Origin of the sequence: Actinophytocola sp., from assembly GCF_050699935.1 — a bacterium.
GTDB lineage: Bacteria > Actinomycetota > Actinomycetes > Mycobacteriales > Pseudonocardiaceae > Actinophytocola.
Genome location: NZ_JBOHGB010000136.1, coordinates 1 through 19,946 on the forward strand (window position 1 = coordinate 1; position 19,946 = coordinate 19,946).

Genomic DNA, 19,946 nt, shown 5'->3' on the forward strand with positions numbered 1-19,946 from the left:
GCGTGCGGGCGGTGGCCGCCGCCGCGGGCGTCGCCGACCACGTGGTCGTCCGGGGCCGGGACAGCAACCTCGTCTTCGCCACCCTCGACGCCGCGGGCAAGCCGTCACAGCAGTACCGGACGCTGTTCCTGCGCGAGCTCGTCAGGGGTGGCGTGATCGGTCCATCCTTTGTGGTCAGTAGTGCGCTGACCGACGCCGACCTCGACCACACCGTGGCGGTCGTCGAGCGGGCGTGTGCGGTGTACCGCGCGGCACTCGACGCCGGCGACCCCACGCCGTGGATGGGCGGGCGCGCGGTGCGGCCGGCCATCCGGCCGTTCTCGTGAGCCGTAACGATCACTAGTCCTTCGTGGACTCTCTCAGGAGTGAGCACCAGCACGGACATCCGGAGGACACCGATGGCCAACGTCCACATCGACCCGTCGTTCGACGACGCGGAACGGCGCCGCCGGCTGTTCGCCGGCGACGTGCTCGTCTACACGAAGGTCCCCGAGGTCGCGGCGTTCGCGGCGTTCACCCGTGACCTCGTCACCGGCGCGCTGGGCCCGGACGACCCGACCTCGGTGCACACCAGGCGATCCCCGGACGAGCTGGCCGACCTCCTCATCGACTTCAAGCCGAAGTTCATCCACCACCCGGAGTCGATCGCGCACCTGCGGCGCGTCGTCACCGCGCTGGGCGCCCGCGAGGACGAGGTCTACGCGGACGTGCCCAAGCTGCGCACGGCGTTCCCGCGGGGCGGCCTGTCCACCGGCATCGCGTACGCGTTCCAGCCGCATCGCGACACCTGGTACGCCGCGCCACGCCAGCAGGTCAACTGGTGGATGCCGGTCTGGCCGGTGGCGACCGACAACATCATGGAGTTCTTCCCCCGCTGGTTCGGCCGGGAGATCCCCAACAACAGCGGCGACTACAACTACTACGTGGCGAACGCCTGGCGCGGTCGCATCAAGGACTTCAGCGGCAGCAAGGACATGCGGGTCCACCCGGCCCCGAACGAGCCCCTCGACGCCGACGAGCCCCGTGTCACCGTCGTGCCGCCGGTGGGCGGGATCATGATCTTCTCCGGCGACCAGCTGCACGCGTCGATCCCGAACACGAGCGACGCGACCCGCTACAGCATCGACTTCCGCACCGTGCACGTCGGGGACGTCCGCGACGGGTCCGGCGCGCCCTGCGCCGACGTGCGGTGCGTCGGCACCGCGATGCGGGACTTCCGGCGGCTCTCGGACCTCGCGGACTTCACCGAGGAGGAGGTCGCGCCGTACGACACTCCCGGCACCGACGACGGTGTGAAGGTCTTCGTCCCCAGCTAGTGCTCGTGCCCCGCCCACCGGTCGGCCACCACGTCGATGAGTCGGCCGGTGAGTGGCACCATCACCAGCGCGACGCAGAAGCCGCCGACCGTGTCGGTCGGATAGTGCGAGTTCTCCAGGACCTGCGCCCAGCCCATCGCCACCGCCGCCGGGATCACGATGGCCGCGGCCAGCAGCACGCCGGTCACGGGGCCGACCCGGTGGCGATGCAGGACAGCCAACGCGCAGACGAGCGCGATCGACGTCGCGGTTGCCGTGTGACCACTGGGAAACGCGAGAAAGCCGTTGTTGATGTCGCGCCCCACCACGGGCTTCAACGCCGTGGTGACGGCGACCGAGGCGGCCGTGCCGGCCAGTGCGAGCACCGCGCCGCGCCGATGGCCCAGCGCGCGCAGCACCAGCATCACGCACGCGAGCACCGGCACGATGCCCACCGGTTCGGCGGTGACGTCGACGATCCGACCGATCTCGCGCCACGGCGAGCCCAGCCGCCACAGTCCCGATTGGACAGAGGTGTCGAACGCGGTGCCCGTGTCGGTGCCGGCGAAGGCGACGCCGAGCACGGTCACCGCGATGGCCGCGAGCGTCGCCACGATCGCCATCAGCACGCGCGCCCGCTCCGGTAGCGCCGGGACGGGACGCGCGTCGCCGGACTCCGCGCAGCCGCGCGCGCCGGATGGGTCGCCGGTCACGTGCTGGTCGTCACCGCCGCGGCGCCGTGCCCCGTACTCGCGATGGCCGCCCGGTAACCGCCGACCAGGTTCGCGAGCCCCGCCCGCGGGCCGAACCGCCGCTCGTAGTCGGCCCGCGCGGCGGTCCCGAGCTCGCGGTTGCGTTCGGGGTCCGCGACGATCCGCCGCAGGCTCTCGGCCAGTGAGGCCGCGTCGCCGGGACGGTGGGTCAGTCCCGTGACGCCGTCGTCGACCAGCTCGGCGAGCGAGCCGTGCCCGGCGACCACCGCGGGCACCCCGGCCGCCTTCGCCTCCACCACGACCAGGCCGAAGGTCTCCAGCCAGGTCGAGGGCACCGCGACGGCGGCGGCTCGGGCGATGAGCTCCCGGCAACCCGCCGGATCCCGCAGCCCGTGGTAGTGCACGTCGTCCCGGTCCCGCGCCCACCGTGCGACCTCGTCCTGTAGTGGCCCGGTGCCCGCGAGCGCCAGCGCAACGCCGAGCCCGCCGCCGGCGGCGATCCGGTCCCAGGCCGACATCAGCAGGCGAACGCCCTTCTCCTCGGTCAGCCTGCCGAGAAAGAGCAGATGTTCGGCGCGACCGGTGCGGACCACGCCCGGTTCGGGGACGAAGTTGTGCTTGACGACGAGGCGGTCGGCCGGCATGCCCGACTCGACCAGGATGTCCCGCTGCGCCGCGGAGATGCAGAAGAACCGGTCGACCGACGCCGACCACCGGCGACGGTTGGCGGCGAGGTTGAGCGCGATCGGCACCGTGGCCAGCCGCGAGCCGCGGTAGCAGCCGTGCCGGACCGCGGGCAGCGGCAGCCGCCCAACACACGCGCGGCACTGCGCGCCGTCCCGGTAGAGGGTGCCCGTGGGGCAGACCTGGGTGTAGTTGTGCAGGGTCGCGACCACCGGGACGCCGGCCACCGTGCAGGCGTCGAGCACCGACGGGGACAGCAGCGGGAACGTGTTGTGTACGTGCACCACGTCCGGGCGGTCGGCACGCAGCCGCGCGGCGAGGGCGTCGCGCGCGGCGGGGTTCCACGGCACCCGCACCGGCACCACCGCCTTGCGGGGCAACGACATCGACGAGATGTCGTCGCTGCGCCGCTCGAACAGGTCGGCCCGGTGGCCGGCCTCGCGCAGCAGCGCGAGCTCCTGGTCGACGACCCGGTCCTCGCCGCTCGGCTGTGCCGACCGGTACCGGTTGTGTACGACGAGGACTCGCAACGGGTCCGTGTGCTCGTCCCCGTTCATGTCCGCACTCCAGGTCGGTGGGCACGCTCGGCCGAGCGTCCGGCGGCGTGCAGCAACGCCGCGGCGACGGCGAGGTTCAGCAGGTACGGGGAGGCGTCCCCCAGCCCGGCTTCGGTGTACGAGGCGACCAGGCAGTAGAGGATGAGGAACAGCGCGGCCGCCCGCTCCAGCGAGGGCGGCCGCAGCACGGCGACGACGAGCAGGGTGGCGAGGAAGCCGACCACGATCGCCACACCGATGAGGCCCTGCTCGTGGTACACGGCGAGCCAGCTGGAGTCGATCGGCAGGCCGTCGTAGGACTTGTTGGTCAACCCGACGCCGAACAGCTGCTCGCTCGTCGTGCGCTGCGCGGCGAGCAGGGCGTCCCAGACCTTCTGCCGGCCGGTGAGGTCGCTCAGCGCCTCGTCGTCCTGCCCCCGGCGCAGCCATGCCTGGATGGCCGGCCCCAGGAAGATCGCCGCCCCGCCGGCGAGGATGGTCGCCCGGGCGAACAGCCGGCGGGCCCGTGTCGAGGTGGACACGAGCGAGATGAACGCGACCGCGAGGCCGGCGACGAGAGCGATGGTGGCCGTGCGGGTGTGGGTCAGCAGGAGCAGCACGACCGCGGGCGCGGCGACGAGCAGCAGGCTGGACCGGGTGGTGCGGCCACCGAGCCAGAGCAACACCGTCAGGCCGATGACCGTGGCCGAGTAGAAGCCGATCTGCGGTGGCGTCATCGGCCAGACCGCGCCGACCAGGCGTCCACTGTAGAACTCCGGGAACGCCTTCCCGGGTGCGATCACCATGCCGGCGACGACCGTCAGCAGCACCGCGCCGATCGCCCGGATGTGATGGCGTGCCAGCCGCGTCGCGTCGTCCCACCACCGGGTGAGCAGCCAGAGCGTGGCCAGGAACATCGCGAGGCGCCCGCAGCGGAAGAACGCGCCGTAGCCGGACTCCAGCTGCGCGCTCGAGATGACGCTGACCACGGTGAGCAGCGACAGCTGCAGCAGGAGGGCACTGGGCCGCAGCCGCACGCGCGGGTTGAGCACGAGCGCGAGCCCGAACGCGACGACCAGCGCGCCCATCGTGACCAGCTGCGTGACCGACCGGGGGATCGGCACGACCGTGACCGCGCCCTGGGAGCCGAGCGTGTTGATCACGAGCAGCACCCACACCGCGCCGACCAGCCGGGGACTGCGCTCCTCGGGGAGGAACGCCGGCGTGTCGACCGACGGGCGGTGCGAGGTCACGGCCATCTCATCCACCCGACTTCGCGAAGTCGCTGGACACGTCCTGCTCGTAGGGGTCCGCCCGCCACGCGGCGGCGTCGATCGTCTCGCTGGTGTCGTGCACGACGAACGACCACTGCCCGGTGTACCGGTTGTTCCGCCAGCGGTTGTTCTGCTCGAACGTGATCGCCTGCTGGACGGCGTCCTCGCGGTAGGGCGACCAGTCCGGGTAGGTCCCGTAGTTGGACAGCACGGCCATCCGGGCGCACATGTCGTCGCAGCGCAGTGCCTTCGTGTCCACGGTGAAGCTGTTGTCGTGGATGTCGACGTTCTGCGTCTTCCACCGGCAGTCGTCGTAGTAGGGGGGCTTGGCGATGGCGGGCTGGGAACACGTCGCCTTGTTCGGCACGAGCAGCGTGCAGTCGCCCGAGGTGTTCGCGGGGCTGTTGCAGAACCTGTCGGCGTTCTCCCACAAGGTGATGCCGTTCCAGTTGTCGGTCAGCTCGTTGCCGTAGACGTCGATCTTGTCGGTGCGTGCCTCGATGCGCGGCTCGCCGCCCGCCTCGGACAGGTAGATGGTCGCCGCGGGGAAGCTGTCGTCGCGGTCCGCGAAGGACTTGCCCTCCACCAGGTTGTTCCGCCGCAGCACGTTGTTCCGGATGATCGCGTTGTAGCTGATCTCGTAGAAGATCGCCGGCCCGTCGTTGTCCTCGATCACGTTGTTCTCGATGAGGAAGTCGTTGTTGTTGGTGTCGGCCCACAGACCGGTGCCCCGGTTGTCGTGCACCCAGTTGCCGCGGACGTCCGCCCCGTCGACCGCCCAGAACTTCACGCCGCCGCTGCACCCGCAGCCGTCCACCTTGGACTCCCAGTCGCCGGTGTTGTTGCCGGTGATCTCGTTGCCCTCGACGAGCAGGTCGGTGATGCCGTTGTCGCCCTGGTACGCGTTGATGCCGTACTGTCCGTTGTCCTTCAGACAGTTGGCCCGCACGGTCTGGCGCGCCCCGGCCATCATGCCGGCGCCGTCGTTGTTCGTGATCGTGCTGTGCTCGATGGTCCACCCGTTGGCGGAGTCGTGGTTGACCACACCCTCGTCGCGTGGCGGCACGAACCCGCGCACGGTCAGGTGCCGGATGGTGACCTCCTCGGCCTTGCCGGAGAAGGCGTACCTGTTGACGCGCCGGCCGTCGAGCACGGCACCGGGAGCGCCGAGGTAGACGTTGCCTCGTTTCGCCATCACCTGGTCGTACTCGCCGTCGCCGAGCCGATGGGTGCCCGGAGCCAGCCAGAACGTGGTGCCGGGCGGGCTGGCCTCCGTGACGTCGGCCAGGTCCTCGCCGGTGCCCGGGAGCACCTCGACCGCGCCGGGCGGTGCGCTCGGGGGACCGGGTTCGGTGTTCCCGCACACCGCGGCCGTCCGCGAGGTGGCGGGTTCGCTGCCGCCGTTGCCGGAGCTCGCGGGTGCGGCGGCGTCCTCGGCCGGGGACGGCGTGCACGCGAACAGCAGGGACGACAGTGCACACAGCGCCGCCACGCGGCGGGCGCGAGTCCACGGTCGAGTGTTCACAGTGGATTCCTCCTGGCTATCGGTCGAAGCGGAGCAGGGTGGTCAGGGTGTCGCCGCCGCGAACCTCGCCGCCGATCAGTACCCAGGCGGGCTCGCGTCGGCCGAACCCCGGCGAGTACCAGCCCAGCGGGGGCCGGCTCGCCCCGGGAGTCTCGCCGCGGTGTGCGGACCACGCGAGGTCCGCGGGCAGCTCGAGCACCGCGGTGTGCTCACGGTCGTGCCCGGGCCAGCTCAGGCGTGCGGTGGTCCCGGTGAGTTCGACGGTGACCGCGGGGCCGAGGTGGAACGCGAGCCGGCCCGCGTGCTCGCCGTCGCCGCGCACCTCGTCGGTGATTCGCAGGTCCGTACCGTCGAGCGTCACCGTGCGGCGGTGGGTCGCGGTCCCGTAACCGTCGTGCTCGGCGCTCCAGCGGGTGTCCCCGGCGGTAAGCACGCGGGTGCGCGCGTGCCGGGTCCACAGGAACGGGCCGCCGCTCACGGACTGGTCGCGGCCGTCCAGCTCCAGCGTGTTGTGCCCGAGCGTGCCGCGGAAGTATGCCCGCCACTCGGGTTGCCCGTGGTAGCAGTAGGTTCCGGGGTCGGCGAGGACGTCCACGCCGTCGTGGCGGACCTCGACCGACAGCGCGTCGGCGTGCGCGTGCGCGGCGATCGAGCCGAAGCCGTGCGGGCCGCCGTCGCAGCGGCACCAGATCTCGCCGTGCGCGCCACGCGCGCGCAGGATCGTCATGCCCGCGTCGGGAAGGGTCGTGGGCCGCAGCGCCGGCCTGGGCGCGGTCACCCGGAAGGCGGTGCCGTCGCGGGAGCCGGCCAGGGCGGCCAGCAGCGGCGTGCGGACGTCCGCGCCGACGTCGGTCCCCGGCCACCAGTCCCGCCGGCCGAACAGCGCGTCACCGGTGGCGAGCAGCGAGCCCCACCGGTGTGTGCCGGTTCCGTCGAGCACCAGCCCGTGGCCGTCGTCGGCGTCGCCCTGGCGCGGCGGGTGCAGGCGCGAGTCCACGACCGTCGCCAGCGCGTCGCACATCCGCAGCAGCACCAGGCGGGTCGTCTCCGGCACCGCCACCCCGGCCGCGTGCGCCTCCAGCGCGCCCGCGAGGCCGAGCTCGGCCACCAGGCCGTGGTACTCGGTGGCGAGCTCGCGGTTGAGCCCGGAGCCGAACGTGTTGGCCCGCAGGTGCTCGTCGAGCGCCCGCGACGCGTCGGCCCGCCAGCCGGTCGACTGCGGGAACCACGGGAACGCGGCCGCCGCCGCGAGCCGGCCGGCGGCCTCGGCGATCACGTGGTTGTTGGCCGACGACCCGCCGCTGGAGAACGCGGCGAGCCAGCGCTGGTGGTGCCAGATCTGGTGCAGTGCCTCGGGGTTGTCCTCGAACAGGCCGGGCGCGCCCGGCCAGCCGTCCAGCAGCCGGCGCACCCACACCCACGACAGCAGCCGGATGCCCAGCTCGATCCCGCTCACCCAGTGCACGCCGGTCAGCGGCGGGTTGGCCGCCCACCACGACCGCAGGTGCTCGGCGACCCGCGTGGCGTAGCGCTCGTCGCCGGTCAGCGCGTAGGCCGCGGCGAGCACGGTGAGGTGCTGGTGGCGCGAGGGCTCCCAGATCTGCTTGATGTCGCCGACCCGGTCCTCGCTGCGGTAGGCGATGTCGAACGCGTACGCGCGGGCGGGCGCGCGGCGGCCGGTTCTCGGGTCGAGCGTCCAGTCCGGCGCGACCATGTCCTCGCGCACCACGCCGAAGTACTCCGCGCGCCCGGCCAGCAGCTCCTCGGCGGTCTCCACGAGCCGCTTCACCGCGTCGTCCGGCACCTCCGGGAGCGCCATGACGCTGGTGAACTCCCGGCGCGCCAACGGGTCCGGCCGCCGCGGGTTCGCGTACTCGCCGCGCCAGCGCCGCTTGCGCAGCACGTCACCGGCGCGGCCGGCGATCTCGCGCGGCCCCATCCGGGACAGCCGGCGCAGGTACCAGCCGGGCGACATCATGCGGGCGAACCGATCGGTGCCGCTGGGCGAGCGGGCAGCTCCAGGCGGACCGGTGCGCCGGTGTTGAGGCTCGCCCGCACGGCCAGCGTGGCGAGCGTGGTCGCGACCAGCGAGTCGACCGGCACCGGCATCGGGCTACCGGTCGCCACCGCGCGGAGGAACGCGTCCAGCTCGGCGCGCTGGCCCTTGTCCCGGCCCTTCGGCAGCCGCGAGCTGACCCACCGCTTCCGCGCGTGGCCGGAGAAGGTCACCGACGCCTTCACGAAGTCGTCCAGCTTCAGCACCTTGCGGTCCGCCAGCAGGTCCAGCGTCTCCTTGGGGAAGCCGGGCGCGCCGGAGGTGGCGTAGGTGACGGCGGCCGTCGAGCCGTCCGGGTAGCGCAGCAGGATCTGCAGGTCGTCCTGGCCGGGCGTGGCGGTGGCGAACACCGAGACCGGGTCGCCGTCGAGCAGCCAGCTCACGGTGTCGACGAAGTGCCCGCCCTCGCCGGCGAACCGGGTGCCCTCGGCGTCGGCCTGGCTGTACCAGCTGCCGTGCTCGAGCCTGCCCGCGTTGACGAGGTAGCGCACCGACGCCGGGCCGACCCGGGTGCCGAACTCCGCCTTCGCCGACCGCAGCAGCGGCGCGAACCGGCGGTTGAAGCCGACCTGCAGCCGGTCGTTGCCGGACTCGGCGATCGCGTCCAACACGACGCCCAGCTCCGCCTCGGACAGCGCGAGCGGCTTCTCCACGAACACGGCCTTGCCGGCACGCAGCGCCCGCGCGGTCAGCTCCGCGTGCGAGCTGTGCCGGGTCACGACGAACACCGCCTCGACGTCCTCATTGGACAGCACGTCGTCCAGGTCCGTGGACGCGGCGGCGAAGCCGAACTTGCGCCGCGCGTTCGCCCCGGACAGCGCTGAGGTCGTGACCACGTGGTCCAGCAGGACGTCCGCGCGCCCGGTCAGGTGCGGCAGCAGCATCGAGGAGGCGTAGTTGCCGGCGCCGACGAACCCGAGCCGCACGGGCCCGCGCCGCCGCCCGGCCGCACGCGGCGCGCCGGGTTCGGTGCCGGACACCGGGATCGTGAGCACGGGCGGCTCCGCGACGGTGTCGGACTCCTCGTGCCCGTAGCGGAACAGCACCGCGACCGCCTTGCGCTCGCCCTCGTCGAGCGCCCGGTAGGTCGGCTCCGCCTCGGCGAAGCCGGCCACGTGCGAGATCAGCGGCTCGACGTCGACCCGGCCGCGGGCGGCGAGGTCGAGGAAGCACTCGAGGTTGCGGCGCTCGGTCCAGCGCACGTAGCCGATGGGGTAGTCCCGGCCCTCCAGCTCGTAGGACGGGTCGTAGCGGCCGGGGCCGTACGAGCGGGAGAACCGGACGTCCAGCTCCTTCTCGTAGTAGGCGTTCCACGGCAGGTTCAGCGAGCACTTGCCGATGTCCACGACCGTGCCACGGTCGCGGGCCAGCTTCGCCGCCAGCTCCACCGGCTCGTTCGTCGAGCCGCCCGCCGCCAGGTACACCTGGTCCACGCCGTGCCCGCCCGTCAGCTCGCCGACCGCGGTGTCCACCACGCCCGTGCTCGCCGGCGCGCACACCAGCGCGCCCAGCCGCTCGGCCAGCTCGCAGCGGCCCGGGTCGGGGTCCAGGCCGACCACCCGGACGCCGGAGGCCACGAGCAGCTGCACCACCAGCTGGCCGATGAGCCCGAGCCCGATCACCAGCGCCACGTCGCCCAGCCGCGGCTCGCCCCGGCGCACGCCCTGCATGGCGATCGCGCCGACCGTGGCGAACGCCGCGTGCCGCGGGTCGAGCCCGTCCGGCACCCGCGCGTAGAGGTTCTTCGGCACCCAGTTCAGCTCCGCGTGCAGCGCGTGCTCGTTGCCGGCGCACGCCACGACGTCGCCGACCGCCACGTCGTCGATGCCGGCGCCGACCTCGGTCACGACGCCGCACAGCGAGTAGCCCAGCGGGGTGTAGGAGTCGAGCTTGGTGGTCACCTTGCGGTAGGTGGCCGCGAGCCCGTTGGTCGCGACGCTCTGCATGACCTTCGCGACCTGGTCCGGACGGGCCTTCGCCTTGCCCAGCAACGACTTGCCGGCCTCGGAGACCTTCATCAGCTCGGTCCCGGTCGAGATCAGCGAGAACGTGGTGCGGACCAGCACGCCACCCGGCTTGCACGCCGGTGCCGGCACGTCCAGCAGGGTCAGCTCCCCACTCTTGTAATTCTGTACCACCAGCCGCATGCGGCCCGCCTCTCCGGAATTCAACGGTGTGGTCGCGTCTCGCAGCGATCGTCCTGATTGGTCACGTACTTGTGGCTGGGTTGCGTCACGTTCCCCTGAGGCGGCGGTTGGCGAGGACTCCTCTTGAGTCATCCTGAGTGGCCTCCTGGTACAGGTGCGGCCGAAACGCGGTCGGTGGCGGCGCGGTACCAGTACTCCAGGGTCAGCACGTGCCAGAGGTGCTTGCTGCGGTCCTGCTGCCCGGCGGCGTCCTCGGCCACCAGCCTTTGCAGCGCGTCCTGGCGGAGGAAGCCGGAGCGCACCAGCAGGCCGTCGTCGACGACCTCGCGCACCAGCGGCGCCAGGTCGCGGCTCATCCACGCCCGCAGCGGCGCGCTGAACAGGCCCTTGGGGCGGTAGATGATCTCCCTCGGCAGGATCGACGTGGCGGCCTGCTTGAGCGCCGCCTTCCCCTGCCGTCCGGCGATCTTCTGGCGGCCGGGGATGCGGAACGCGGCCTTGACGACCTCGACGTCGACGAACGGCACGCGCACCTCGGTGGACGCGGCCATGCTCGACCGGTCGGTGTAGGCGAGGTTCAGCCCGGGCAGGAACAGCCGCGCGTCGGCGAGGCACATCCGGTTCACGTGGTCGGTCAGCGCGTTGTCGTGGTAGGTGTCCGCGTGCTCGGTGAGCACGTCGTCGACGGTCTCGGCCAGGTCCGGGTCGACCAGGTCGAGCAGCTCGGCGCGGTCGTACATCGTGTAGCTGCGGCGGAACGCGGTCTCCTCGGGCAGCTCGGCGAAGGACAGGAACCGCTTGGCGAAGCGCACCGACCGGTAGCCCCGGCGCGCGGTGGCCACCGGCAGCCGGTCCACGACCGTCCCGATCGGACGGCGGACCATGCCCGGCACCCGCTGGTAGCGCCGTGCCAGCAGGTTCGCGAAGTGCTTGCGGTAGCCGGCGAACAGCTCGTCGGCGCCCATCCCGGACAGCATCACCTTGACGCCCGCCTCGCGCGCGGCCGTGCAGATCAGGTAGGTGTTGATCGCGGCGGGGTCGCCGATCGGCTCGTCCAGGTGGTAGGTCATCTTCGGCAGCAGGTCCAGCACCCGGGGCGCGATCTCGATCTCGTGCAGGTCCACGCCGTAGCGCTCGGCCACGATCCGGGCGTAGCGCAGGTCGTCGGGCATCGCCTCGAACTTGGCGTCCTCGGACCGGAAGCCGATGGTGTACGCGGAGATCCCGGGCTGGTAGCGGGCCGCGAGCGCGGTGAGGTAGCTCGAGTCGAGGCCGCCGGAGAGGAACGTGGCGACCGGGACGTCGGAGAGCAGGTGCCGGCGGGTCGACTCGGCGACGACCTCATCGAGGTCCAGCGGGGGCAGGTGCCGCGCCTGTTCGGCGACCTCCCTGATGTCCCAGTACTTCCCGCGCTCGCTGCTGCCGTCCGGGCGCAGCCGCAGCCAGGTGCCGGGCCGCAGCTTCTCGGCCTCGCGGTACGCGCAGCGCTGGTCGGGGACCCAGTAGTACAGCAGCGACGCGACGAGCGCGCCGTCGTCCACGGTCAGACCGTCCACCTCGGACGCGATGGCCTTGAGCTCGGAGGAGAACACGGTGGCGCTCCCGCGGCGGACGACGAACAGCGGCTTGATGCCGAGCTGGTCGCGGACCAGGGTCAGCTCGCCGGTGCGCTCGTCGAAGACGCCGAACGCGAACATGCCGCGCAGCCGGGGCAGGCAGTCCGTGCCCCACCGGCGCCACGCCTCCAGCACGACCTCGGTGTCCGAGCTGCCGCGGAACCGGACACCGGCCGAGGACAGCTCGCGGCGCAGCTCCGGCGCGTTGTACAGCTCGCCGTTGTAGGTGATGGCCAGCCCGCCGGAGACCATCGGCTGGGCGCCGGTCTCCGACAGGTCGATGATGGACAGCCGCCTGTGTCCCAAGTGGACCTCACCGGCCCCGGCCCGGTGGGCGTAGCGGCCGGCGCCGTCGGGCCCGCGGTGCGCGAGCGTGTCGGTGAGCCGGTCGGTGAGCGCGCCGCCGCCCGGCCAGAGATACGTGCCTGCGATGCCGCACATGGGTTTCCCAGGCCTCTCAGCTCTTGTTCCCGCGGTGCACGAACCCGTCGACGTCCTCCGGCCGGACCGGGGCGAACCGCTTCGTCGGCAGGTCGTGCCCGGCCTGTTCGCTGGTGTGCCCAGCGCCGCTCCCCGTGCCGTTCCCGGTGCCGACCGCCGAGTCGTCGAAATGCGGCTGCACCGACGCGAACCGCTTGGTGGGCAGGTCCGCGGTTCCGTTGACACCGTTGACGCCCTTGGCCGGGACCGGTGTGGGGTAGTGCGCGGGCAGCGCGGACGTGGGCTTCCGGGTCTGCCTGGCGGCCGGCTCCGGCGTCCGCGAGGGCTTCGCCGAGGGCGCGGGCTCGATGGCGCGGTCCGGCCGGGTGCGGCCGCGCAGCGCGGTGTGCAGGCCGTCCCACAGCGTGCCGTCGGACTTGTCCCGCGGGTCCGGGTCGACCAGCACGACGCCGATGATCGGGATCCGGCAGTCGGCGAGCTGGCGGGCGACCGCGTGCAGCCACGCGGTGTTCGCGAACCCGGTTCGCACGACGAGCAGCGCCTCGTCGCCGAGGTGGGCGAGGTCGGTCCACGGGGTGCCGGGGGTGACCGAGCCGACGCCGAGGCGGGTCTCGCCCGGTGCGGCGGGCGCGGTCTGGTCCGCGCCGATGATCCGGATCGGCCGGTCCGCGCGGCCGGTGAGCTCGTGGAGGTCGCGCCCGGGCAGGTCGTCGTCGACGACGCGGCCCGCCGGGTCCTCGACGATCACCACGTCGCGGTCGCTCGCCAGCTCGGTCGCCACGTCCAGCACCAGCGCGGCCGCGATGCGCGGGGCACCGAGCTCCAGCACCGACACCGGCCCGGGCTCGCCGCGCGCCAGCCGCGCCAGCGTGCCGGCGACCCGCTTGCGCTCCCGACCCGCGCGCGTGCCCCGCCACAGCCGGGCGAGCCCACGCCGCGGCATCGGCAGCTGGGCGACCACGGAGGCACCGAGGTGCGCCGCGATGTCCTTGCGCAGCACCGGCTTGTCCTTGACGACGCCGGTGAGTGCCGCCAGGACCCAGCCGAGGACCACCCCGAGCAGCAGGCCGATCGCGCCGTTGGTCGCGAGGGTCGTGACCTGGGAGATCTTCAGCGGGCGAGGGGCGTCCACGACCTGTGTGCCGGCGGCCACCCGCGGTGCGCCGATGCCCGCCTCCTCCGCCTGCTGGCTGAGGTCGGAGATCCGAGAGGTGAGTTCGGCCCGGCGGGCGTAGAGCGAGTCGAGCCCCGCGGCGTTCGGCTGGGACTGCGCGGCTTCCTCGCCGCCGTTCTCCTCGGTCTGCTGGCGGGCCTGCGTCTCGGCGTTGGCGATCTGGCTGTTCACCTGCCTGAGGTCGGCCTGAACCCGGTCGCGCTGGTCGGTCAGGGCCTTCGCCTCCGAAGCGGCCGCGGTCTGGACGCGGCTCACGTGGGCGGCGATGAAGACGTCGGCCAGGGCCTGGGCACGGCGCACCGCGTCCGCGTTCGTCTCCGCCCGGACGGTCACCTCCAGCACGTTGTTCGTCAGCCCGGTGACGGTGTAGTCCTCCAGGAAGTCCTCCGGCCGCTGACTGGAGCCGACCTCGTCCAGCGCGGCGCCGGCGATCTTGGCCGTGGTCATCAGGGTCACGTCGGTACGGGCGAGGTTGCCGCTGTCGGAGGGCTGGTCGTCCTCGTGGACCACGTAGACGCGCATGACCGCCGTGGGCGGAGTCGGCAGCAGGAAGGCCAGCGAGAGGCCGGTGAGCAGCCCGACCACGCCCAGGCAGATCCACAGCCTGCGTCCGCGGCGGATGGCCAGCAGCAGCCTGGTCAGGTCGAGCAGGGGCTGCGCCGTGGGTGCGGTCGACGGCGGCGCCGCTGTCGTGGTCGACTTCGTCGGCGTCATGCTGAACCTGCCATCGCGGTCTCGGCCGGGACGTCCGGGGGCGTCTCGGCGGGGCGGGTCGGTTGCTTCGGCCGGGTCCGGTGCGTGACCAGCACGCCGAGCAGGCCATGTCCGGCGTCGGTACACGCTTCGGCGATGTCGACCAACTCCCAGGGCGTTCTGGTCCCGGCGGTGATCACGACGAGCACGCCGGCGGCGCCGTCCGGCACGATCGGTTGCTCCGCGGACACCGCGACCACGTCCAGCCGCTCGCGACCGACGGTGTCGGTCGCCGTGTCGGTCGCCGTGCGCGCGAGCCTGGCGGCGGCGCGGCGCGCGGACGGGTCGTCCTTCGCGACGACCACGAGGACCGGCGACGTGGCCGCGGCACGCGGTACGCGCTCGCGCAGCCGGGACAGCACGCGGCGGTACCGGATCTCCAGGCCCTCCTCGTCCACGGCGGTGGGCAGCTCGGGGATATGCCAGGGCCGGTCGTCGACGAGGAGCCGGCGCAGCCTCTCCCGCCGGTCGCCGGCCGGCCGGTCGGTGTCCGGCTCGTCGGGCACGTCGATGCCGCCGAGCAGCGGGGAGCCGATTGCCGACGCGATGTGCTCCTCGCGCCGCATCCGCCGGTCGCTGCGCGCCAGGTACAGGTGGCCGAGCACACCCAGGAGGAGGAACAGGGCGGCCCCGCCGGCGACGAAGTGGAGCATGGACGGCGCGGCGGGCCCGGTCGGCCGGTCCGCGGGCGCCATCACGACAATCTTCCCCTGGCCGGCGGCGGCGTCGAGCTCGTCGATCCGGGTCATCGCCTCGGCGAGGGTGTTGCGCAGCGCCTCCAGCTCGGTGCGCACGCCGACGCTGTCGATGGTGTTGCCGCCGCCCGCCGAGTCGTGCAGCTCGGAGATCAGCCGGTTGGTGTCCACGACCTGCTGGCGAAGCGACTTCTGCTGTTCCTGGGAGACCTGTGTCGCCGGGTCGGCGGTGTCGCTGAGCAGCCTCGTGGAGAAGCCGACGAACTCGTTCGCCACCTGGTCCGCGAGCCGCTGCGCACGCTCAGGGGTGTCCGCGTAGCCCGTGACCTTGATGATGTTGCCTTCGGCGACCACGGCGTCGACCGAGTCCGCCAGATCCCTGGCGGACTTGCCCCAGTTCAGCTCGGTGGCGACGTCGTCGAGCACCGCCGAGCTCATCGCCACCTGCGCCTCGGTCACCAGCTGGTCGGGCTCCCGCGGTCCCTGCAGCAGGACGTTCGCCGAGGCCGCGTATCCGGGCGAGAAGAGCAACGATGCGGCCACGCCGACGGCCGCACCCACGATGGTGAACACGATCAGTAACCGCCGCCGCCTGCGGAACACCTGCCCGACCATGGACAGCCGCACTGTGTCGTCGTTCACTGCGAGGGCCCCCTTTTTGAGGTACTTCGGCCCGTGTCGGTTCTCGACATCGGACCAGTACTCACGAATCCCGTCGCGCGGGAACCGGCTTGGGTTACAGCTGGTCGGTAACTCTTAGTCAAATCGGGACATACGCCTTACGGTCGGTCGTCGAGTGCTGACGCATAGGCGGCGAGCAGCGCCTCGCTCGAGTGCGCCCAGGACAGCGCGCCCTGGACGCGGGCGCGGCCGAGCTCGCCCATCCGGGCCCGCTCGCCCGGATCGTCGAGCAACTGCGCGGTGAGCTTCGCGAACTCGGAGACGTCGTTGGCCTGCGCGTAGAGTGCCGCGTCGCCGGCCGAGACGCGGGCCTCGCGCAGCTCGAAGGACACGATCGGCTTGCCCATTGCCATGTACTCCATGACCTTGTTCATGGTGGACACGTCGTTGAGCGGGTTCTTCGGATCCGGCGACAGGCATACGTCCGATGTGGACAGATAGCGCACGAGGTCCGCGTCGGGGATGCGGCCGGTGAACTCCACGTGGTCGGCCAGGCCCAGCGTGTCGGCGAGGCGGACCATGTCCTCGAACGTGTCGCCGGCGCCGACGAACACCGCGTGCCAGTCCGTGCGACCCTGCTCGTCACGCAGCGCGGCTAGGGCACGCAGCGCGTAGTCCACGCCGTCCTGCGGGCCCATCACGCCCAGGTAGCACAGCAGGTGCGGCTTGCCCCGCTTGAGCTCGGGCTCGGGCGGCACCTGCCGGAACCGCTCCACGGCCGGTGCGCTGCGGACCACGAACACCTTTTCCGGCGCCACACCTCCCCGGGTGATCGCGACGTCGCGGTAGCTCTCGTTCGTGGCGATCACGACGTCGGCCGTGCGGTAGGTGGCCCGCTCGGCCCGGCACACCGCGCGGTAGAGGAGGTCCGGGCCGCGGTCGAACCGGGACAGGTACAGCTCGGGCACGAGGTCGTGCTGGTCGAACACGAACCGCGCGCCACGTCGCTTGAGCATGCGGGCCACCAGGAACAGCAGGTCCGGCGGGTTGCACGCGTGCACGACGTCGACCTTGCCGACCGTGCGGTCGATCCGGTGGGCGAGCCGGAGCGTGTGCCACAGTGCGGAGCCGTACTCCCTGGCGTAGCCGGCCGGCCCGCCGGTCGCCGCGCGCAGCGGGTAGCGGTGGATCGAAACCCCGTCCAGCTCGACGTACGGCTCGGTGTCCCGCTTCGTCCCTTGTGGACAGATGACGTGGACCTCCCAGCCCGCGTCCCGCAGCGTGGTGGACTCCTGCCACACCCTGCGGTCGAACGGGACCGAGAGGTTCTCGACGAGGATCAGTGCTCTACCAGGCAAGTCCCACGTACCCCGACTCGGCCCGGCGCACCTGCGCGCCGGGGATGCGGACCAGATCGACGATGACCTTGTCGCCGCCGTGGGGCAGCGCGGCGAGCACGGCGGGGTCCTTGCAGCCGACCAGGATCACGCCGGCGTGCTCGAGGACGTCGTCGATGGACGGGAGCAGCAGCTGGCCCAGGTGCGGCAGCCGTGCCTCGATGAACTCGCGGTTCGCGCCGAGCAGCCGGGACATGGTCACGTTGGCGTCGTAGATGCGCAGGTCGTAGCCCTTGCCCAGGAGCCGCTCGGCGAGCTCGACCAGGGGGCTCTCGCGCAGGTCGTCGGTGCCGGGCTTGAACGACAGGCCGAACAGGCCGACCTTGCGCTCGCCGGTGCGGGCCACGAGCTCGAACGCCCGGCGCAGATGCTCCTCGTTGGACGGCAGGATGTGCGAGAGGATCGGCACGGACACGTCCGCACGGTGGGCCGCGTGCACGAGCCCGCGCAGGTCCTTCGGCAGGCACGAGCCGCCGAACGCGAAGCCGGGTCGCAGGTACGCGGGGCTCACGTTGAGCTTGCGGTCGGCGAGGAAGACGTCCATCACCGCGTGCGAGTCCAGCCCGAGCGCCGCGCAGATCGCGCCCAGCTCGTTGGCGAAGCCCACCTTCAGCGCGTGGAAGGAGTTGTCCGCGTACTTGGTGATCTCGGCGACCGGGATCGGCACCCGGAAGACCTCGCCGGGCAGGCCGTCGTACAGCGCGGCGACGACGTCGCCGCTCGCGCCGTCCAGCTCGCCGATCACGGTCTTGGGCGGGTCGAAGAAGTCCCGCACGCTCGTGCCCTCACGCAGGAACTCGGGGTTCACCGCGACGCCGAAGTCGACGCCGGCCGTCTTGCCGGACGACTTCTCCAGGATCGGGACGAGCAGCTCCAGGCAGGTGCCGGGCAGCATCGTGCTGCGGAAGACGACGGTGTGCCGGTGGTCGCGGTCTTCCTCGGTCGCGGCATCGGTCGCGGCGCCGATCGCGGCGCCGATGTCGCTGGCCACGCGCTCCAGGTAGGCGGTGGACAGGCTGCCGTTCGGTGCCGACGGCGTGCCGACGCAGACGAGCGAGATTTCGGTGGCGGCGACCGCCTCGGCCACATCGGTGGTGGCCCGCAGCGCGCCGCCGGCCACGACCTCGGCGGTCAGCTCGCCGATGCGCTCCTCGACCACCGGGGCCTGCCCGCGCGTGATGAGGTCGATCTTGGTCGGGTTCACGTCGACGCCGATGACCTCGTTGCCGCGCGCGGCAAGGCAGGCGGCGGACACGCAGCCGACATAGCCCAGGCCGAAGACGCTGATTCTCATGCGCTCACCCGGTGCCGGGCAGCACGAAACAAGCGTGACGTCACCACGCTGCATCCTCCGTCGGACTCTTCGGTCTGAACCTGACCCGGTCCCCGAACCGGACATGTCGTGCGGTGACGTCAACGTGGTGACACTGACGCCGCAACTGACTCGTTCAGTAGGTCGGCCGACCGGGGCGTCCCGTTACCGCGCATCCCCACCCGGAGGGATCGGGTCCGAACCTCGCGGGCGTCACATCCCCTGTAGTTTCGTCGTGCACGGGACCGCACGGAGGGGAGCCCAGGTGTTCGTACGGCGGATCGCGGTGGTCGGCACCGGGTACGTGGGGCTCACGACCGGCGCGTGCCTGGCCTCGCTCGGCCACCACGTCGTGTGCGCCGACGTGGACGCGGAGAAGGTCAAGCGCCTCTGCGCGGGTGAGATCGACATCCTCGAGCCCCGGCTCGCGGAGCTGGTGGCGGAGGGCCTCGCGGCCGGCCGCCTGTCGTTCGTGCTGGGCGCGCCCGCGGCCGTCGAGGGCAGCGAGGTCGTGTTCCTGTGCGTGCCAACCCCGATGGGCGTCGGCGGGGTGGCCGACCTGTCGGTGGTCGAGTCGGTCGTCGAGGACGTTCGCGAGCTGCTGCCGCCGAACTGCGTGGTGGTGAACAAGTCGACCGTGCCGGTCGGCACCGCGCAGCGGACCGTGGAGCTGCTGGAGCGCGACGACGTCGCGGTCGTGTCGAACCCGGAGTTCCTCCGCGAGGGCTCGGCGGTGCACGACTTCCTGAACCCGGACCGCATCGTGGTCGGCTGCGACCAGCAGGACGCGGCCGAGCGGGTCGCGGCGCTGTACGCGCGGCTGGGCGCGCCGACCGTGCTCACCGACGCGGCGAGCGCGGAGCTGGTCAAGTACGCGGCGAACTGCTTCCTCGCGATGAAGCTGTCCTACGTCAACGCGATCGCCGAGCTGTGCGACCGGCTGGGCGCGGACATCTCCGACGTCACCGAGGGCATGGGTTACGACAAGCGCATCGGCCAGGCGTTCCTGCAGCCGGGCCCGGGCTGGGGCGGCTCCTGCCTGCCGAAGGACACCTCGGCGATGCTGCAGCTCGCGGACGCGGCGGACTTCGAGTTCCGGCTGATCCGCGCCACGATCGACACGAACAACCGGCAGCGCCAGCGCATGGTCGAGAAGGTCCGCATGGCGGTGACCGGCAGGCGCGGCGGCTCCCTGTCGAAGGTGCGGCTGGGCGTGCTGGGCCTGACGTTCAAGGCGGGCACCGACGACCTGCGCGACTCACCGGCCCTCGCGGTCGCGGCCCTGCTGCGCCAGGCCGGCGCGAAGCTGGTCGGCTACGACCCGGCCCTGCGCTCGGACGACACCCGGGCGGACCTGGACGGCATCACGCTCGTCGACGACCCGTACGTGGCCGCCGAGGGCGTCGAGGCGTTGGTCGTGCTGACCGAGTGGCCGGAGTTCCGCACGCTGGACTGGGCGAAGCTGGCGGCCGTGGTCGCCAGCCCGGTCGTGGTCGACACCCGCAACCTGCTCGACCCGGACGTGGTCCGCCGCGCCGGCTTCCAGTGGGAGGGCATCGGCCGTCACTGACCGGACCCGCCGAGCGTGCCGGCCATGCCGCCGGGGATGCCGCTGGGGGTGAAGGTCACGACGGCCAGGGCCTGGTCGGCGTGGCGCTCCGGCCGCCGGCCGCCGGCCGGGACCTCGGCGCACACGTCGTCCAGCAC

The 19,946-nt window shown here is 72.3% G+C and carries 13 protein-coding genes and 1 pseudogene; 3 read left to right on the forward strand and 11 right to left on the reverse strand.

Going from position 1 to position 19,946, the window contains the following annotated elements; genetic code table 11:
* Both ACRDTB_RS30295 and ACRDTB_RS30300 read left to right on the forward strand, forming a co-directional pair.
* Positions 1-326 (forward strand): annotated as a pseudogene (locus ACRDTB_RS30295) (glutamate-1-semialdehyde 2,1-aminomutase); the annotation flags it as partial.
* Positions 327-365: 39 nt separating this feature from the next.
* Positions 366-1,316 (forward strand): hypothetical protein, encoded by a 951-nt coding sequence (locus tag ACRDTB_RS30300; RefSeq protein ID WP_431435595.1) that lies wholly within the window; start codon positions 366-368, stop codon positions 1,314-1,316.
* On the opposite strand, the gene ACRDTB_RS30305 is transcribed toward ACRDTB_RS30300, so the two are convergent.
* The 11 genes from ACRDTB_RS30305 to ACRDTB_RS30355 all read right to left on the reverse strand — a co-directional run bounded on the left by ACRDTB_RS30305 (position 1,313) and on the right by ACRDTB_RS30355 (position 18,221).
* A complete protein-coding gene (locus tag ACRDTB_RS30305; protein WP_431435596.1) occupies positions 1,313-2,008 on the reverse strand; it encodes a phosphatase PAP2 family protein in 696 nt (231 codons plus the stop codon). The genes ACRDTB_RS30300 and ACRDTB_RS30305 overlap by 4 nt on opposite strands.
* Positions 2,005-3,222: a glycosyltransferase gene (locus ACRDTB_RS30310; protein WP_431435606.1), complete on the reverse strand. Its 1,218-nt coding sequence runs from the start codon at positions 3,220-3,222 to the stop codon at positions 2,005-2,007. The genes ACRDTB_RS30305 and ACRDTB_RS30310 overlap by 4 nt, the downstream gene beginning before the upstream one ends.
* A 23-nt stretch (positions 3,223-3,245) precedes the next feature.
* A complete protein-coding gene (locus tag ACRDTB_RS30315) occupies positions 3,246-4,487 on the reverse strand; it encodes an O-antigen ligase family protein (RefSeq protein ID WP_431435597.1) in 1,242 nt (413 codons plus the stop codon).
* 1 nt (position 4,488) lies between these two features.
* Positions 4,489-6,027, reverse strand: coding sequence for a right-handed parallel beta-helix repeat-containing protein (locus ACRDTB_RS30320; RefSeq protein WP_431435598.1), 1,539 nt, complete (start codon positions 6,025-6,027; stop codon positions 4,489-4,491).
* A 16-nt stretch (positions 6,028-6,043) separates the two neighbouring features.
* Positions 6,044-8,002 (reverse strand): alginate lyase family protein, encoded by a 1,959-nt coding sequence (locus ACRDTB_RS30325; RefSeq protein ID WP_431435607.1) that lies wholly within the window; start codon positions 8,000-8,002, stop codon positions 6,044-6,046.
* Positions 8,002-10,230 (reverse strand): bi-domain-containing oxidoreductase, encoded by a 2,229-nt coding sequence (locus ACRDTB_RS30330; RefSeq protein ID WP_431435599.1) that lies wholly within the window; start codon positions 10,228-10,230, stop codon positions 8,002-8,004. The genes ACRDTB_RS30325 and ACRDTB_RS30330 overlap by 1 nt, the downstream gene beginning before the upstream one ends.
* A gap of 128 nt (positions 10,231-10,358) precedes the next feature.
* The gene (gene asnB / locus ACRDTB_RS30335) at positions 10,359-12,287 is read right to left on the reverse strand and encodes an asparagine synthase (glutamine-hydrolyzing) (protein WP_431435600.1); all 1,929 of its coding nucleotides are present in this window, start codon (positions 12,285-12,287) and stop codon (positions 10,359-10,361) included.
* A 16-nt stretch (positions 12,288-12,303) separates the two neighbouring features.
* Positions 12,304-14,175: a Wzz/FepE/Etk N-terminal domain-containing protein gene (locus ACRDTB_RS30340; protein ID WP_431435601.1), complete on the reverse strand. Its 1,872-nt coding sequence runs from the start codon at positions 14,173-14,175 to the stop codon at positions 12,304-12,306.
* A complete protein-coding gene (locus tag ACRDTB_RS30345; protein WP_431435602.1) occupies positions 14,172-15,551 on the reverse strand; it encodes an exopolysaccharide biosynthesis protein in 1,380 nt (459 codons plus the stop codon). The genes ACRDTB_RS30340 and ACRDTB_RS30345 overlap by 4 nt, the downstream gene beginning before the upstream one ends.
* 137 nt (positions 15,552-15,688) lie before the next feature.
* Complete coding sequence (locus ACRDTB_RS30350) at positions 15,689-16,888, reverse strand: glycosyltransferase family 4 protein (protein WP_431435603.1); 1,200 nt, start codon at positions 16,886-16,888, stop codon at positions 15,689-15,691.
* Entirely contained in the window at positions 16,878-18,221 is a 1,344-nt protein-coding gene (locus ACRDTB_RS30355) for a nucleotide sugar dehydrogenase (protein ID WP_431435604.1), read from the reverse strand. Before ACRDTB_RS30355 ends, ACRDTB_RS30350 begins: the two co-directional genes overlap by 11 nt.
* Positions 18,222-18,504: 283 nt before the next feature.
* Here ACRDTB_RS30355 and ACRDTB_RS30360 point away from each other — a divergent pair, with 283 nt between their 5' ends.
* Complete coding sequence (locus tag ACRDTB_RS30360) at positions 18,505-19,809, forward strand: UDP-glucose dehydrogenase family protein (RefSeq protein WP_431435605.1); 1,305 nt, start codon at positions 18,505-18,507, stop codon at positions 19,807-19,809.
* Positions 19,810-19,946 lie beyond the last annotated feature (137 nt).